Source organism: Pseudomonas sp. LSJ-87 (assembly GCF_032971465.1).
GTDB lineage: Bacteria > Pseudomonadota > Gammaproteobacteria > Pseudomonadales > Pseudomonadaceae > Aquipseudomonas > Aquipseudomonas putida_Z.
Genome location: NZ_JAWJYQ010000006.1, coordinates 94,168 through 110,776, shown reverse-complemented (window position 1 = coordinate 110,776; position 16,609 = coordinate 94,168). Strand labels below are relative to the sequence as shown.

Below are 16,609 nucleotides of genomic sequence, written 5' to 3'. Positions count from 1 at the left end.
GGTCAGCGCGAGGTTTCGACGCGCAGCACTTCGGTGTAGATCGCGTCGACCGTCTGGCCGACCTTGAGGTTCTTCATGCGTGCCTGCAGGTCAGGGTTCTCGACCTTGACCACCTGCAGCTTGCCCTCAGGCGGCAACAGGCTCACCTCATGCGTCTCGAGGTTGATCTTCTTGATCTGCGAGGTCACCCTGACCTGGCGGAACGCCTCGCCGCCCGGGTTGGGGTTGTCCGCCGTGGCGCGAATGGTACCGGACTCTTCAGTCGCCTTCGGTGCACCGCCCTCCTCGGGGTTCAGCACATAGGCCACAGCACGGGTCACGTAGATGTCGACCCTGTCACCCACCTTGAGGTTGGGCAGCGCCTTGGCCTTTTCCGTGAGCTGGAAGGTCACATCCTTCTTGGCGTCAGGGCCTTTCACCGTGACCTGGCGGCTGGCCAGGTCGATGGCCGTGACCTGCGTGGTGACGTGGCTTTCCAGCGCCTCGCTACCAATGGGAATACCGGCAGCCTGCACCGTGAAGCTGGCGGCGGACGCCAGGGTGGCAAGGGCAACAGCACGAGCGAGAGAGCGAATTGGATTCATAGGCCTGCTTCCATGTGATCAAGACCGGATGGGGGCGTGAAATGCTCACGCGCCAACAAGCATAGCCCTTGCCTGGCACATTGCCGGCCCTCCCCCTTGCGACGCGTTTTGTCGTTTTCTTGCCACGAGCGCCCTTGCAACAGCAAATGCGAACTCTTTACACTTGCTTTACATTTACAAATCATTACTATTCGTGACCTCCAAATACAACAAAGAGTCACCTGTAATGGCAAAAAAGTCTGTTGCCCCGGCATCCATTTCCATGCTGGGCCTGCTGGTTGTGCCTGCTGTTCACGCGGCTGTCCAACCTGAATCGCAGGGTTCCCTCGCCTTGCCCGCCACTGCCGTCACCAGCGCCTACGAGCAGCAAAGCTACAAGGCCAGCGAAAGCCGCAGCGCCATGAAGATCGACGCCCCGCTGCGCGACATCCCGCAAACCGTCAACGTCGTGCCCGAAAGCGTGATCAAGGACCAGGGTGCGCAGTCCATGGAAGACGTCCTGAAGAACGTGCCCGGCGTCGGCCTGTCCAACGGCGACGGCCAGCGTGACCAGGTGACCATCCGCGGCTTCAGCGCCATTGGCGACATGTACATCGACGGCGTGCGCGACGACGCCCTGTACTTCCGTGACCTGTCCAACATCGAGCGGGTCGAGGTGATCAAGGGCCCTGCCGCCGTGCTGTATGGCCGTGGCTCTTCGGGCGGCCTGATCAACAGCATAAGCAAGAAGCCGAGCTTCACGCCCAAGCGCGAAGTCGGCATGAGCTTCGACAGCGAAGGCAAGCGCCGCACCCAGTTCGACACCGGCTGGGCCGACCCGCAAAGCAACCAGGCCTACCGCGTGACCGGCGCCTTCGAAGACAGCGACACCTTCCGCGACGATGGCTACATCGACCGCAAGGCCATCGCGCCGTCGGCCTACTTCCGCCTCTCCGACGACCTGGAACTGAACCTGGGCGCCACCTACCTGTACGACAAGCGCCTGATCGACTTCGGCATCCCGGCGCTGGGCAACCGCCCGGTAGATGTGGACCGCGACAAGCGCTTCGGCTCCGGCGATGCCGACCAGGACTACGCCCGCAGCGAGGTGTTCTCGCTGACTGCCAGCCTGGACTACCGCATCAACGACGACTTCACCCTGACCAACACCAGCCGGTACTACCGCTACGACCTGGACCGCAACAACACCTTGGCCGACAGCAGCCCGACGCGCTTCGTCACCGCGCCTGACGGCGAACTGCTGGTCAAGCTCAACCGTGGCAACGTCGCCCGCGACGAGTACGGCATGTTCAACCAGACCGAACTCAAGCAACAGGCGCAGCTTGCCGGCATGCAGCACAACCTGCTGTATGGCGTGGAAGTGGGCTTCCAGGACAAGCACCAGCGGGTGCTGAGCCAGAACAACGTGGCCCAGGTGCCGGTGTATCGCGACGCCCTGGTGCCGGTGCCGGAGCACGCCGCCAACCTGTCGTCCAAGGGCACCAACTTCCAGCAGACCACCGGCCTGTATGTGCAGGACATGATCGAGTTGAACGAGCACTGGAAGGCCCTGGTCGGCGTGCGTTATGACATCTTTGGCCAGGAGTACGACGACGACCGCGCGCAGAACGTAGACCTCGACCGTACCGACAAGACCTGGAGCCCACGTGCCGGCCTGGTCTACCAGCCGGACAACATCCAGTCCTACTATGTGTCGGTCAGCCGCAGCTACCAGCCTTCGGGCGAAGTGTTCGCGGTCAGCCCGACCAACCAGCACCTGGAGCCGGAAGAAACCACCAACTACGAAATCGGCGCCAAGTGGGACCTGCTCGACAGCCGCCTGTCGCTGACCGCAGCGGTATTCCGCCTCGAGCGCACCAACATGAAGACCGCCGACCCGGCCAACCCCAACCTGACCGTGCTGGCCGGCGAGCAGCGCACCGACGGCTTCGAAGCCACCGTCAGCGGGCAGCTCACGGACAAGTGGCAGATTTACGCCGGCTATGCCTACCTGGATGCCGAGATCACCAAGTCCAACAGCAAGACCAACGGCGTTGCCAACGAAGGCCAGACCCCTACCCTGACGCCGCGTAACAGCGCCAACGTCTGGCTGGTGCGCACCCTGACCCCGGAATGGCGCGTGGCCGCCGGCGCCAACTACGTCGACGAGCGCTACACCGCACTCGACAACGTGGTGGTGATGCCGGGCTACACCACCTTCGACGCCGCACTGCTGTACAGCGTGCCGCAGTGGGACGCAGCACTGCGCCTGAAGAACGTGTTCGACCGCGACTACTATGCCTCCGCGCACGGTTCGGTTGACCTGATCACCCCGGGTGCACCGCGTACGCTGGAAGCCAGCTTCAACTACCGCTTCTGATCGTTGCCCCAGGCGCAAGGCCTTGCCATGGTGCAAGGCCTTGCGCTGCATCTGGTGCAACGCAAGCGTTCACCGCTTCGCTTGAATGCAATATCCTGTGCAGAGTATGGCACCGGCCTTGCCGGTGTTCGCGGCGGGGAGTCCTGCGCCTCGGTAAGGAGAGCATATGAGCAGTAAACCGATTCGCCCCTACATGTCCTGGGCGCTGACCACCCTGCTCGCCTTCAGCCTGGCACTCACCGCCGGCTGCTCCAGCAAAGCCAGCAAGGCCAGGTACGCGACGCCCGCAACGGGCTCCAACTGCTTCGCCAAAGCCGTGCCCACCACCGGCGAAGGCGGCCTCGCGTGGGGCAATACGCTGAGCATTGCCCGGCAGAAATCGCTGAACAACTGCGTGCGTTATGCAAGCCGGTCAGGGGGCACACCGAAGACTTGCCAGGTGGTGATGGCCAAGTGCAAGAACTGAGCGCTTGGCCCGTGGGATCAACCTCGAATGATCACCACTTCAAGGTACTCACTCGGCACCACCAACGACGACGCGCCGCCCACATTGCTTTCATTCAACAGTTGCGCCAGATCCCGCTCCAGTGCCCCGGCCGCTTCCGTCTCCAGCGAGGCAAACGCCTTGTGCACCGGCCCATACCAGGTGCGGAACACCTCGATGAAATGCGCCGCCGAGCGATAGCGGAAGTTGAAGTGCTGGCGGCTGACCTTCAATTCGCCCAGCGCCCCCTCGAACATCACGCGCAACTGTTCTTCATCACCCCAGCGTGAAGGCGGCAGAGCCCCGGCTGGGGGCGGTACATGCCGCCCGAGGGTCTTGAACATCTGCCCGACGAACCCTTGCGGGGTCCAGTTGGCCAGGCCGATCCGGCCACCGGGCCGGCACACCCGGCCCAGTTCACGCGCGGCCTGAGCCTGGTCGGGCGCGAACATCACGCCGAAGGTGGACAGCACCGCATCGAATGTTCCATCGCCAAATGGCAGCGCTTCGGCATCGGCAGTCTGGAACACCACATTGAGGTGCTCGGCCCGCGCACGTTCTTCACCGCGCTTGAGCAGCTCGGGCACATAGTCGGTGGAGGTGACACGGCAGCCGCGCCGGGCAGCAGCCAGGGTGGCATTGCCGTTGCCGGCGGCGACATCCAGCACCTGCTCGTCCCAGCGCAGGTCACAGGCTTCGGCCAGGCGCTCGCCAACCAGTTGCAGGGTGGTGCCGATTACCGCGTAGTCGCCACTGGCCCACGCGGCTTGCTGGCGGGCTTTGAGGGCATTGGTATCCAAAGGGGTGCTCATGGTCTGCGCCTTCTTGTTGTGCGCGGCCTAGGTCCTTCTGGCAGTCAACGCGCCATGGATCGAGGGGATGGGAGCAAAACGCTACGCGCTTGGCCGGCGAAGCGGCAAGACAGATTGGGGATAGCGGCAAGAACAAAGCGCTATATGAAGGCTACCGGCCCAATCGCCGGCAAGCCAGCTCCCACCTCGACAGCATCGACCTCCAGTCATGTGCTGTACCTGTGGGAGCTGGCTTGCCGGCGATAAGGCCAGAACAGGCAGTACAAGATAGCGATTGGAGCATTGCGGCTATCAGGCGAACTTGGCCCGAGCCGCGTGCAGCTTCTTGTAGCTTTCGATCAGGCGCAGGTGGCGATCGAGGCCTTCGAGCTTCATGCTGGTCGGGGTCAGGCCATGGAAGCGCACGCTGCCGTCCACCGAACCCAGCACCGCGTCCATGCGCGGGTTACCGAACATGCGGCGGAAGTTGGCTTCGTAGTCGTCCATTTCCAGTTCGTCGTCCAGCAGCACTTCCAGCACCACGTTCAGCGCCTGGTAGAACAGGCCGCGCTCGACGGTGTTGTCGTTGAACTGCAGGAACGCCTCGACCAGTTCCTTGGCATCCTCGAAGCGCTGTACCGCCAGGCAGATCAGCAGCTTCAACTCGAGAATCGTCAGCTGGCCCCACACCGTGTTCTCGTCGAACTCCACGCCGATCAGCGTGGTGATGGTGGTGTAGTCATCCACATCGCAGTTGTCCAGGCGCTTGAGCAGCAGCTTGAGGGAACGGTTGTCCAGGCTGTGCAGGTTGAGGATGTCGGCGCGGAACGACAAGGCGCGGTTGGTGTTGTCCCAGATCAGGTCCTCGACCGGGTAGATCTCCGAGTAACCCGGCACCAGGATGCGGCAGGCGGTGGCGCCAAGGTTGTCGTACACCGCCATGTACACTTCCTTGCCCAGGTCCTCGAGGATGCCGAACAGGGTCGCGGCTTCCTGTACGTTGGAGTCCTCGCCGTGGCCGGAGAAGTCCCACTCGACGAACTCGAAGTCGGCCTTGGCACTGAAGAAGCGCCACGACACCACGCCACTGGAGTCGATGAAGTGCTCGACGAAGTTGTTCGGCTCGGTCAGCGCGTGGCTTTCGAAGGTCGGTTGCGGCAGGTCGTTCAAGCCTTCGAAGCTGCGGCCCTGCAGCAGTTCGGTGAGGCTGCGCTCCAGCGCCACTTCCAGGCTCGGGTGGGCGCCGAACGAAGCGAACACGCCGCCGGTGCGCGGGTTCATCAAGGTCACGCACATCACCGGGAACTCACCGCCCAGCGACGCATCCTTGACCAGCACCGGGAAGCCCTGCTCTTCCAGGCCCTGGATGCCGGCGACGATGGCCGGGTACTTGGCCAATACCTCCTGCGGCACATCCGGCAGGCACAGCTCGCCTTCGAGGATTTCACGCTTCACGGCGCGCTCGAAGATTTCCGACAGGCACTGCACCTGCGCCTCGGCCAGGGTGTTGCCGGCGCTCATGCCGTTACTGAGGAACAGGTTCTCGATCAGGTTGGACGGGAAGTACACCACCTGCTGGTCGGACTGGCGCACGAACGGCAACGAGCAGATGCCGCGCGCGGTGTTGCCCGAGTTGGTGTCGTACAGGTGCGAGCCACGCAGCTCGCCGTCCGGGTTGTAGATTGCCAGGCAGTGCTCATCAAGGATCTCGGCCGGCAGCGCATCGCGCGGGCCGGGTTTGAACCACTGCTCGTTCGGGTAGTGCACGAACGACGCGTTGGCCAGGTCCTCGCCCCAGAACTGGTCGTTATAGAAGAAGTTGCAGTTCAGCCGCTCGATGAACTCGCCCAGCGCCGAGGCCAGCGCGGCCTCCTTGGTCGCGCCCTTGCCGTTGGTGAAGCACATCGGCGACTGGGCGTCGCGCACATGCAGCGACCACACGTTGGGCACGATGTTGCGCCACGAGGCGATCTCGATCTTCATCCCCAGCCCGGCGAGGATGCCCGACATGTTGGCGATGGTCTGCTCCAGCGACAGGTCCTTGCCGGGGATGTAGGTGCTGGTGTCCGCCACCGGCATCAGCAGGCCCTGGGCATCGGCATCAAGGTTGTCGACCACTTCGATCACGAACTCGGGGCCGGTCTGCACCACCTTCTTCACCGTGCAGCGGTCGATGGAGCGCAGGATGCCCTGGCGGTCCTTCTCGGAAATGTCCTCGGGCAGTTCGACCTGGATCTTGAAGACCTGGTTGTAGCGGTTTTCCGGGTCGACGATGTTGTTCTGCGACAGGCGAATGTTTTCGGTAGGAATGTCGCGGGTCTGGCAATACAGCTTGACGAAGTAAGCCGCGCACAAGGCCGAAGACGCCAGGAAATAGTCGAACGGCCCCGGGGCCGAGCCATCACCCTTGTAGCGGATCGGTTGGTCGGCGATCACCGTGAAGTCGTCGAACTTGGCTTCGAGACGGAGATTGTCGAGAAAATTGACCTTGATTTCCATGCGGGATTACCGTGATTTAAGCGTGCAAAACGAAATTGGCCGGCATTATCCGGGTTTTTCTGCCGGAAGTCCTGTTTGCCTGTACCGGCCTTATCGCCGGCAAGCCAGCTCCCACAGGAACTGCACATGGCTTGCGGTCGATACGGTCGAGGTGGGAGCCGGCTTGCCGGCGATAGGGCCGGTACAAGCTTGCGCATTTCACCGAATTGCTTGCCTGATCCTCTGAACCTGCCCCCGCCAGCAGACCAGCGGTCACCCCGCTGTGCTAGCGTTTCTGCACTGGGGAGCACCGTATTCCCCGATCAGAAGAAACCACGCGACAGCAACCGTTGACGGGCAGGTGAACCATGGAACTACGCATCAACCAGAAGACCTACCAGGTCGAGGCAGACGCCGACACGCCCCTGCTGTGGGTGATCCGCGATGACCTGGGGCTGACCGGCACCAAGTATGGCTGCGGCCTGGCCCAGTGCGGCGCCTGTTCGGTGCTGGTGGACGGCAACGTGGTGCGCGCCTGCGTCACCCCGGTGGCCGGCGTGGTCGGGCGCGAGGTGACCACCATCGAGGCGATCGAGGCCGATGCCGTCGGCAAACGGGTGGTCGCGGCCTGGGTCGAGCACCAGGTGGCCCAGTGCGGCTACTGCCAGTCCGGCCAGGTAATGGCGGCCACGGCGCTGCTCAAGCACACGCCCAAACCCAGTGACGCGCAGATCGAGGCAGCCATGGTCAACCTGTGCCGCTGCGGCACCTACAACGCCATCCATGCCGCCGTGCATGAGCTGGCCCAAGGGGAGAAGGCCTGATGAACACACCAGTCGATACCCCCGCCGAACTGCTCAAGCTGCAACTGGGCGAAACGGTCAACCTGTCGCGTCGGCGCTTTCTTGCCGGCACGGCTGTCGGTGCCCTGGTGCTGGGCTTCGGCCTGCCCATGGGGTCGGCCCGCGTACAGGCAGCCGCCGCAGCAACCCCGGAGCGCGGTACCCAGGTGCCGGCGTTTCTGGAGATCCGCCCGGACGGCAAAGTACGCCTGCTCAGCCCGTTCATGGAAGGTGGCCAAGGCCCCTTCACCGCCATGGCGCAGATCGTTGGTGAAGAGCTGGACGTCGACCCGGCCAATTTCGTGGTCGACAGCGCGCCGCCCGGCGAAGCCTATGTAGTGATGGAAAATGGCATGCGCATCACTGGCGGCAGCATGTCGGTGCGCATGAGTTACCCGACCATGCGCCGCCTGGGCGCCCTCGCCCGGGCCATGCTGCTGCAGGCGGGCGCCGAGCAGCTGGGCGTGCCGGTCGAAGAACTCTCCACCACGCCGGGTCACGTGGTACATACCACGACTGGCCGCTCCATCCCCTACGGTGAACTGGCCGGGCGGGCCATGGACCTGCCGGTGCCGGACCCGGCCAGCGTCAAGCTGCGCGACCCCAGCCAGTTTCGCTGGATCGGCAAGCCGGTACGTCGCCTGGATGCCTACGACAAGTCCACCGGCAAGGCTGTGTACAGCATCGATATCAAGGTCGACGGCATGCTCCACGCTGCCGTGCAGCACGCGCCGCGCCTGGGCATGACCGTCGGCAGCCTGCGCAATGAAGACCAGGTCAAGGCCATGAAGGGCGTGCATTCGGTGCATCAGCTGCCGGGTGCCGTGGCCGTGGTTGCCGAACGCTGGTGGCACGCCAAGCGCGCGGTCGAAGCCATTCAGGTGGACTGGAAGGAGCCTGCGGCCGACAGCCCGGTACGGCCAATGCCGGCCGACTTCTCCAGCGATGGCTGGCGCGAGCACCTGGCCACGGTCACGGGCCCGGCGCGCGACGACGAAAACCAGGGCGATGTGGCCGGCATGCTGGCCAGTGCCAAGACCCGGGTCGAAGCAACCTACCACAACCAGTACCTCAACCACGCCCAGCTGGAACCGCCGTCGGCACTGGCGCGCTTCAACCCGGACGGCACCCTGGAAGTGTGGCTGCCCAACCAGGCGCCGGACATGTTCCGTGACGACATTGCCAAGCGCACCGGCCTGGCCCCGGCGCAGATCACCCTGCATTCGCCGTTGCTGGGCGGTTTCTTTGGCCGCCACTTCCTGTACGACTCGGCCAACCCCTACCCACAGGCCATTGCATTGGCCAAGGCGGTCGGCCGGCCAGTGAAACTCATCTGGAGCCGCGAAGAGGAATTCCTCCGCGATGTGCTGCGCCCGGTCGCCGTGGTGAAGTTCCGCGCCGGGCTGGATGCCGACGGCCTGCCGGTGGCCCTCGAAGCCGTGAGCGCCACCGAAGGCCCGACCGAAGCCATCGCCGGCAAGCAAGGCGAAAAACTCGACCCGACCGCGCTCGAAGGGCTGTCGGGCAAGTCCTACGCCATCGCCAACAAGCGCATCGCGCAGATCTACGTGAAAGGCCCGGCGATGCTTGGCTACTGGCGCTCGGTGGGCAACTCGCTGAACGACTTCTTCTATGAATCGTTCCTCGATGAACTGGCCGACAAAGGCGGCAAGGACCCGTTCGAACTGCGCCTGCACCTGCTGCGCGACAACCAGCGCCTGACCAACCTGTTGCAGGCCGTCGCCGAACTGTCCGGCGGCTGGAAACGTGGGCCGTTCACCGCCGAGGATGGCAGCAAACGAGCGCGTGGCGTGGCCATGGCCTCGCCGTTCGGCTCGGAGGCAGCGGTCATTGCCGAGGTGTCGATCGAGAATGGCCAGGTCAAGGTGCACGACATCTGGCAGGCCATCGACCCGGGCAGCATCGTCAACCCGGCGATCATCGAGCACCAGGTCAACGGCGCCGTCGCCCTGGGCCTGTCGCAGACGCTGCTGGAAGAAGCGGTGTACGTGGATGGCAAGCCGCGTGCGCGCAACTACGACCTGTACCCGATCCTGCCGCCGTCGCGCATGGCCAGGGTGCATGTGCGCATTGTCGAAAGCGGGGCGAAGATGGGCGGCATCGGCGAGCCACCGTTGCCCGCGGTGGCACCTGCGGTGGCCAACGCAGTCGCACAGTTGACCGGCCAGCGCGTGCGCAGCCTGCCATTGAGCCGCCATACCTTCAGCTGAGCACACAAGGACGCCCCATGACCCACCGTTTCGCAAGAACCGCTGGCTGGCTGGCGCTGCCGTGCCTGGTCGCGGCAGGCCTGCTGGCCTGGTACGTCACCCGCGAGCCCGCCTCGCCATTTGCCGATGCGCAGGCCACCACTGCCGACCCGGCTTTGGTCAGCCGTGGCGAGTACGTGGCCCGCCTCAGCGACTGCGTGGCCTGCCACAGCCTGCCGGACGGCAAACCGTTCGCCGGCGGGCTGGAAATGGCCACCCCGCTGGGGGCGATCCACGCCACCAACATCACCCCCGACCGCGACACCGGCATCGGTGGCTACAGCCTGGCCGACTTCGACCGTGCCGTGCGCCAGGGCGTCGCGCCCGGTGGCCGGCGGCTGTACCCGGCCATGCCCTACCCGTCCTACGCCAAGCTCAGCGATGACGATGTAAAGGCGCTGTACGCCTTCTTCATGCACGGCGTGCAACCCGTGCAGCAAGCCAACCTTGCCAGCGACATTCCCTGGCCGCTGAACTGGCGCTGGCCCATCGCCATGTGGAACGGCCTGTTCGCCGCCACCACGCCATACGCCGACCAGGCCGGGCAGGATGCCCAGTGGAACCGCGGCGCCTACATCGTCCAGGGCCCCGGCCACTGTGGCAGCTGCCATACGCCGCGCGGCCTGGCCTTCAACGAAAAGGCCCTGGATGACAGCGGCAAACCGTTCCTCGCTGGTGCCCTGCTCGATGGCTGGTATGCACCGAGCCTGCGTGCCGACCCCAACACCGGGCTGGGGCGTTGGAGCGAGGCCGAGATCGCGCAGTTCCTCAAGACCGGGCGCAACCGGCACGCGGTGGTATTCGGCTCGATGACCGAGGCATTCAACAACTCCACGCAGTTCATGAGTGACGACGACCTGGCCGCCATCGCCCGCTACCTGAAGTCGCTGCCCGGCGACCCGCAACGCGACGGTGAGCCGTGGCAGTACCAGGCCGAAACGACGGCGGCGCGGCTCGACAGCCCTGGGGCGCATACCTATGTAACCCGCTGTGCGTCGTGCCACGGCCTGGACGGCAAGGGCCAGGCCGAATGGATGCCGCCTTTGGCCGGCGCTACCTCGGCACTGGCCAAGGAAGACGCCTCGGCGATCAATATCACCCTCAATGGTTCGCAGCGGGTGGTGACGGCCGGGTTGCCCGATGCCTATCGCATGCCGGCCTTCCGTGAGCAGTTAAGTGACCAGGAAATTGCTGATGTGCTGGGTTTCGTGCGCAGTGCCTGGGGGAACAATGGTGGCGCGGTGAATGCGCAGGCGGTGGGCAAGTTGCGTGGGCATACCGACCCGGCCAGCAGTAGCCCGATCATTTTGCACATGCGATGAATTTGGTGGCTGTACCGGCCTCTTCGCGGGTGAACCCGCTCCCACAGGATTTGCACCACCCCTAAGACCTGTGCAGTACCTGTGGGAGCGGCTTCACCCGCGAAGAGGCCGGTACAGCCGCCCTTGAACACCAGGCTTTACCGGAGTACCCATGGAAAGCATCGACCTACTGGTCCTGCGCACCACCCGAGACTGGCTCGCCGCCGGCCACCGCACCCTGCTCGCCACGGTCGCCCGCACCTGGGGCTCCTCCCCCCGCCCGGTGGGCTCGATGATGGCCCTGCGCAGCGACGGCCGTGTGGTTGGCAGTGTCTCTGGCGGCTGCATCGAGGACGACCTCATTCACCGCTACACCAGTGCCTACGGCGGCCCCGGCATGCCCGGCGGCCTTCCGCAGGTGGTGCGCTATGGCGTCAGCGCCGACGAGGCCCACCGCTTTGGCCTGCCCTGTGGCGGCACCCTCGAACTGGTGCTGGAATTCGCCCCGTCGCTGCCACACCTCGAACAACTGCTCGCCGGCCTCGACGGCGGCAATCTGGTACGCCGTGGGCTTGACCTGCGCAGCGGCGAGGCCAGCCTCACCGCCACCACCACGCCCGAACTGTTCAGCTTCGATGGCCAGCACATGCTCAGCACCCTCGGCCCCGGCTACCGCCTGCTGCTGATCGGTGCCGGCGCGCTGGCCGAATACCTGGCGACCATGGCCCTGTTCAATGGCTTCAGCGTTTCACTATGCGACCCGCGCCCCGAGTACACGGCAGGCTGGAACGTTGCCGGCGTCAACCACCTGGCCGGCATGCCGGACGACGTGGTCCGCGCCTTCGCCCCAGACCTGCGCAGCGCCATCGTCGCCGTCAGCCACGACCCCAAGCTGGACGACCTGGCCCTGCTCGAAGCCCTGCACAGCCCGGCGTTCTATATCGGTGCCATCGGCTCACGGCGCAACAGCCAGCTGCGCCGCGAGCGGCTGATCGAACACTTTGGCGAAAGCGAAGCGTCGTTGCAGCGCCTGCACGGCCCTATCGGCATTTATATCGGTAGCAAGACCCCAGCCGAGATTGCCGTCAGCGTCATGGCCGAGATCCTCGCGGCAAAGAACGATGTCACCCTGCCCGGCGCAGTCAGCGTGACCCGGGCCAAGGAAGCCGAGCAACTGGCCCGGTCCCTGTAGGAGCGCATACCAGGCTGCTATTTATTGCCAACGCTCCAGGTTTTGCTGCAGCAGTTGCTCCGGCAACGCCCCGGCAACGATCTTTTCCATCTCCCTCGCCAGCGCCTCACGCAGCTTCGGCTGGTTGCAGGGCGAGTCATGCGACAGCGCCAGGTACAGCCCTTCGCTGGATATCGGTGGCTCCAGCACCTGCAAAGTGTCGGCAATCCCCAATGTGCGCGCCAGCGCCAAGCCGGGATACTGCTCGTACACCACATAATCGCTGCGTTTGTGCATCAACTTCTCGAATGCCTGCCTGGCACCGGGTACCGCTTCGAGGGTGAGGTTGGTCCTGGCGTAGTCGTCGAACTGCTGGCCGTGGCTGTTGTTGACCAGCGTGCCGCCTTTGCGCCCCTTCAGGTCGGCCCATTGCCGGTAGGCAAAGGTATTGTCCTGGCGCACCCAGACAACACTTGGAGTATGCAGGAATGCCGGGGCAATGAAGTCCATCTGTTGCCGGCGGGCCTCGGTCAGGAAATACCCGGCCATCAAATCGATCCGGCCCGTGCGCACTTCTTCCTGGGCGCGCGACCACGGCCCGCCGTAGACCACCTCGATTTCCAGCCCCAGCTGCTTGCCCAGGTACTTGAGCAGGTCGGCATTGGCACCGATCAGTTGCTCGGGGTTCTGCGGGTCGCGCCACAGGTAGGGGGGGTATTCCGGGTTGCCGGTGGCAGTCAGCCGCCGGCATTCCTCATGCGCTACCGCCGCCAGCGGCAGCAGCAGGCACGGCAGCAGCAACAAGGCGTGGCGAAAGCAGCGCTCGATCATCGACAACCCTCGGCACATGTGACATCCGCAGACCCGGAGCGGTGGCCAAAGGCTGCCACATCCTGTGGTCGACTGCAGCACCCATCTGTGCGTGCTGTAGACAGTCTGGACCATGTATGGCCATCAGGTTGGCCTTTTATCGGCCGAGCGGCCCTCGTACTTCAGGCCCCCTGCCGACGCATCGCCAGGATCGCCGCGCCAAAACCGATGAAGGTGGTACCCACCACCCGGCTGACCCAGCGCGACAGCGACGGCCGGGTCAGCACGCCCTTGGCCCGCGCTGCCAGCGCGGCATACAGGCTCAGCGAAACCAGCGACAACGCCACGAATATCCCGGTCAGGATCAGGAATTGCGGCAGCAGCGCCGCCCCCTGGTCGATGAACTGCGGGAACAGTGCGGTGAAGAACATGGTCGCCTTGGGGTTGGTCACTGCCGTGAGGAAGGCCGACTTGTAGAGTTTCAGCGGCGTGGGCCGGACCTTGGCCACACCCTCTGCGGCGCCCTGCGCCAGCATCGGGCTCTTTTTCAGCAATTGCCGCGCCCCCAGGTAGAACAAGTAGCCCGCCCCCAGGATCTTCACGGCGTTGAACAGCATTTCGGAACTGGCCAGCAGCGCGCCCAAGCCCAGCATGGCTGCAGCAGAAAGGCAGAACAGGCCCGAACCATTGCCCAGCGACGACCAGATCGCGCTGCGCTGGCCATGGGCCAGGCTGTTGTTGATGGCCATCAGGGTGGCAGGACCGGGGCTGGCGATCGCGATGGCAGCGACCAGGGTAAAGGCAAACAGCGAGTGAGAATCCATTTTCAGGCTCGTCAGACAATCAGGAAAGGCCGCGCACAGGGTGCGCAGGTTCAGTCGGCATTCTGCCGCTTGGCCGCCTTCTTGGCGATAGCCTTCATCCGCGTTGCCGCCCGCTGCACGGTGGCCATCTTCTCGGGGCGCTTCATGCCCCGCCATTTGCGGATTTCGTCACGGGTGCGGCCACAGCTCACGCACAGCTCGCTATTGAGCTGGCACAGCGAGACGCAAGGGTTGTCGATGTCTTTGGCCATGCCGCCACTCAGCCGGGCATTTCTGCCCGCGCACGCTCGGCGGCGCCGTGGAACACCTGGCGCACTTCCTCGGCCTTGACCTTGCTGACCGACCTGGCAGCCAGCAGCTCGTCGACCACGCGCAAGCCCTGTTCCAGGGCGGTGGCCAGTTGCTCGGGGTCGGAGGCGTCAGCGATATCACCCAGATAAGGAGCGATGAGATACACGTAACGGTCCTGCAGCTTGAGCGCTTCCAGCGCGTCGAGGGCTTTCTGGAACCGATCGGCAGCGGCAGGGCTCATGCTCAATTTATCGAAATGAATCAGGCTCACACGGTCAGTGGCCATTTGGACGAATCTCCGTTTCCTGGTACGGCCAGGCCCACAAGCAGCAGCGCTTCTACGGTGCTCGGATGTGCAGGCCCGGGGAATGCCCATCAGGGTATCAGAACGCGAAGCAGAAAGGGCCATCGCCCCCAGAACTAAAAGTATTTGGCAGGTCGCGTAATGGACGCCCCGGGGCGTTATCGGGACAGGAGCCGCCGTTTCGTGCGCAGGATAATCCCGCCAGCAATCTCCCCGCCGAGGCAGTCATCGAACTCGGTAGCCCACACAACAACAAGCCTGCACCTGCAGGTAAGCCAGAAAGGGGCCTCATCATTCATGGCAAAGGAACACATCACCGAAACGCTCGACCTTGGCGTGACGGACCCCTCGAAAACCGCGGAAGCGCGCCAGGACCGGCGTTTCGAGGGCAAGCTCGACTGGATCGTCTTTGGTTTCACCAGCCTCCTGGCAATCGCTTTCGTCCTCTGGGGCTTCCTCAACCAGGCCAGCCTCGCCAGCAGCGCCTCCAGCGCGCAATCCTGGGTCATTCTCAACTTCGGCTGGTTCTTCGTGCTCACCTCCACGCTGTTCGTGGTGTTCGTGCTGTGGCTGGCGGCCAGCCGTTACGGCCGGGTCCCGCTGGGCCGTGACGGCGAACAGCCAGAATTCCGTACGGTGTCGTGGGTGGCGATGATGTTCAGCGCCGGCATGGGCATCGGCCTGATGTTCTTCGGCGTTGCCGAACCGCTGTCGCACTATGTGTCGCCACCGCCCGGGACGGCCGCCGGGCAGTCCAGCGAAGCGATGCAGGTGGCCATGGCCACCACGCTGTTCCACTGGACCCTGCACCCCTGGGCCATGTACGCCATCGTCGGCCTGGTGATTGCCTATGGCACCTTCCGTCGCGGCCGCTCGCAGCTGATTTCCGCCGCCTTCCGACCGTTGATCGGCAAGCATGCCAACGGCCCGCTCGGCCGCCTGATCGACATGATGGCGATCTTCGCCACGCTGTTCGGCTCGGCGGCCTCGCTGGGCCTGGGCGCGCTGCAGATCGCCGGTGGCCTGGAGTACAACGGCTGGATCGAAAGCCCCGGCAAGCTGTTCTACATCTCGATCATCACCCTGCTGACCATCGCCTTCGTCACCTCGGCGGTGTCGGGCATCGGCAAGGGCATCCAGTGGCTGTCCAACACCAACATGGTGCTGGCACTGGTGCTGGCGCTGTTCGTGTTCATGGTCGGCCCGACCCTGCTGATGCTCAACCTGCTGCCAACCTCGATCGGCATCTACGTCAAGATGCTGCCGGAAATGATGGCCCGCACCAACGCCAGCGGCGGTGAACAGATGAACAGCTGGCTGGCCGGCTGGACCGTGTTCTACTGGGCCTGGTGGATTTCCTGGACGCCGTTCGTGGGCATGTTCATCGCCCGCATCAGCCGCGGCCGCACCATCCGCCAGTTCGTTACCGGGGTGCTGCTGGTACCGAGCCTGGTCAGCCTGGTGTGGTTCACCATCTTTGGCGGCGCGAGTATCGACGCCCTGCGCGAGGGCGCCTTCCAGCTGGCCAATGGTGCAGTCAACAGCAACCACGCGCTGTACCAGTTGCTGGACAGCTACCCGCTGGCCTCGGCGACATCGGTGCTGGTGATGGTTCTGGTGGGTATCTTCTTCGTCTCCGGTGCCGATGCGGCCTCGCTGGTGATGGGCACGCTGTCGGAACACGGCACCACCACGCCATCGCGACGTACGGTGATCTTCTGGGGTGCGCTGACCGGTACTGTTGCGGCGATCATGCTGGCAATCGGCGACCCGCGCGACCCCGGCGAGGCGCTGACCGGCCTGCAGAACCTGACCATCGTCGTGGCCCTGCCGTTCGTGGTGGTGATGGTGCTGCTGTGCCTGGCGCTGTACCGCGACCTGCGCAAGGACCCGATGATGCTGCGCCACCTGCGCGGTAACGAACTGATCGAGAAGGCCGTGCTGTATGGCGCGGTGAAGCATGGCGAAGAGTTCTACATCGTGGTGCAGGAGAAGAAGACTTCGGCCAAGCCGGCGTCGGCAGAGGCCGAAGTGACCGGCAACTGATCGGGCAAGCCCGCTCCCACAGGGACCGCGTGAGCCGGAGCCTGCGCCGTACCT

14 protein-coding genes are annotated in these 16,609 nt (G+C 64.5%); 7 read left to right on the top strand and 7 right to left on the bottom strand.

Features of this window, described 5'->3' with window-relative positions; translation table 11 throughout:
* Window positions 1–2: 2 nt before the first annotated feature.
* Complete coding sequence (locus RYH74_RS06980; RefSeq protein WP_075044986.1) at window positions 3–584, bottom strand: hypothetical protein; 582 nt, start codon at window positions 582–584, stop codon at window positions 3–5.
* Window positions 585–810: 226 nt separating this feature from the next.
* Here RYH74_RS06980 and RYH74_RS06975 point away from each other — a divergent pair, with 226 nt between their 5' ends.
* Both RYH74_RS06975 and RYH74_RS06970 read left to right on the top strand, forming a co-directional pair.
* Complete coding sequence (locus RYH74_RS06975; protein WP_178080890.1) at window positions 811–2,943, top strand: TonB-dependent receptor; 2,133 nt, start codon at window positions 811–813, stop codon at window positions 2,941–2,943.
* A 166-nt stretch (window positions 2,944–3,109) separates the two neighbouring features.
* Window positions 3,110–3,409 (top strand): hypothetical protein, encoded by a 300-nt coding sequence (locus tag RYH74_RS06970; RefSeq protein WP_085591561.1) that lies wholly within the window; start codon window positions 3,110–3,112, stop codon window positions 3,407–3,409.
* A 17-nt stretch (window positions 3,410–3,426) separates the two neighbouring features.
* Here the strand turns inward: RYH74_RS06970 and RYH74_RS06965 are convergent, their stop codons facing one another.
* Both RYH74_RS06965 and RYH74_RS06960 read right to left on the bottom strand, forming a co-directional pair.
* Complete coding sequence (locus tag RYH74_RS06965; protein ID WP_317409144.1) at window positions 3,427–4,239, bottom strand: class I SAM-dependent methyltransferase; 813 nt, start codon at window positions 4,237–4,239, stop codon at window positions 3,427–3,429.
* 291 nt (window positions 4,240–4,530) lie between these two features.
* Complete coding sequence (locus RYH74_RS06960; protein WP_317409143.1) at window positions 4,531–6,717, bottom strand: OsmC domain/YcaO domain-containing protein; 2,187 nt, start codon at window positions 6,715–6,717, stop codon at window positions 4,531–4,533.
* A gap of 347 nt (window positions 6,718–7,064) precedes the next feature.
* Here RYH74_RS06960 and RYH74_RS06955 point away from each other — a divergent pair, with 347 nt between their 5' ends.
* The 4 genes from RYH74_RS06955 (at window position 7,065) to RYH74_RS06940 (ending at window position 12,301) form a co-directional block, all read left to right on the top strand.
* The gene (locus tag RYH74_RS06955; protein ID WP_003259224.1) at window positions 7,065–7,520 is read left to right on the top strand and encodes a (2Fe-2S)-binding protein; all 456 of its coding nucleotides are present in this window, start codon (window positions 7,065–7,067) and stop codon (window positions 7,518–7,520) included.
* Window positions 7,520–9,769, top strand: coding sequence for a xanthine dehydrogenase family protein molybdopterin-binding subunit (locus tag RYH74_RS06950; protein ID WP_085692797.1), 2,250 nt, complete (start codon window positions 7,520–7,522; stop codon window positions 9,767–9,769). The genes RYH74_RS06955 and RYH74_RS06950 overlap by 1 nt, the downstream gene beginning before the upstream one ends.
* A gap of 17 nt (window positions 9,770–9,786) precedes the next feature.
* A complete protein-coding gene (locus RYH74_RS06945) occupies window positions 9,787–11,130 on the top strand; it encodes a c-type cytochrome (protein WP_085617067.1) in 1,344 nt (447 codons plus the stop codon).
* A gap of 151 nt (window positions 11,131–11,281) precedes the next feature.
* Entirely contained in the window at window positions 11,282–12,301 is a 1,020-nt protein-coding gene (locus RYH74_RS06940; protein WP_075044979.1) for an XdhC family protein, read from the top strand.
* Between the two features lie 21 nt (window positions 12,302–12,322).
* Here RYH74_RS06940 and RYH74_RS06935 read toward each other — a convergent pair whose 3' ends face one another.
* The 4 genes from RYH74_RS06935 to RYH74_RS06920 all read right to left on the bottom strand — a co-directional run bounded on the left by RYH74_RS06935 (window position 12,323) and on the right by RYH74_RS06920 (window position 14,491).
* On the bottom strand, window positions 12,323–13,111 hold the full coding sequence (locus tag RYH74_RS06935) for a substrate-binding periplasmic protein (protein ID WP_075044978.1): 789 nt from the start codon (window positions 13,109–13,111) through the stop codon (window positions 12,323–12,325).
* A 161-nt stretch (window positions 13,112–13,272) separates the two neighbouring features.
* On the bottom strand, window positions 13,273–13,914 hold the full coding sequence (locus RYH74_RS06930; RefSeq protein WP_025338811.1) for a LysE family translocator: 642 nt from the start codon (window positions 13,912–13,914) through the stop codon (window positions 13,273–13,275).
* Between the two features lie 50 nt (window positions 13,915–13,964).
* Window positions 13,965–14,165 carry a DUF1289 domain-containing protein gene (locus RYH74_RS06925; RefSeq protein WP_012271937.1) on the bottom strand — a complete coding sequence of 67 codons (201 nt, stop codon included), beginning with the start codon at window positions 14,163–14,165 and terminating at the stop codon, window positions 13,965–13,967.
* An 8-nt stretch (window positions 14,166–14,173) separates the two neighbouring features.
* Window positions 14,174–14,491 (bottom strand): hypothetical protein, encoded by a 318-nt coding sequence (locus RYH74_RS06920; protein ID WP_025338810.1) that lies wholly within the window; start codon window positions 14,489–14,491, stop codon window positions 14,174–14,176.
* A 315-nt stretch (window positions 14,492–14,806) separates the two neighbouring features.
* On the opposite strand from RYH74_RS06920, the gene RYH74_RS06915 reads away from it, so the two are divergent.
* Window positions 14,807–16,555: a BCCT family transporter gene (locus RYH74_RS06915; RefSeq protein WP_075044977.1), complete on the top strand. Its 1,749-nt coding sequence runs from the start codon at window positions 14,807–14,809 to the stop codon at window positions 16,553–16,555.
* Window positions 16,556–16,609: the final 54 nt, after the last annotated feature.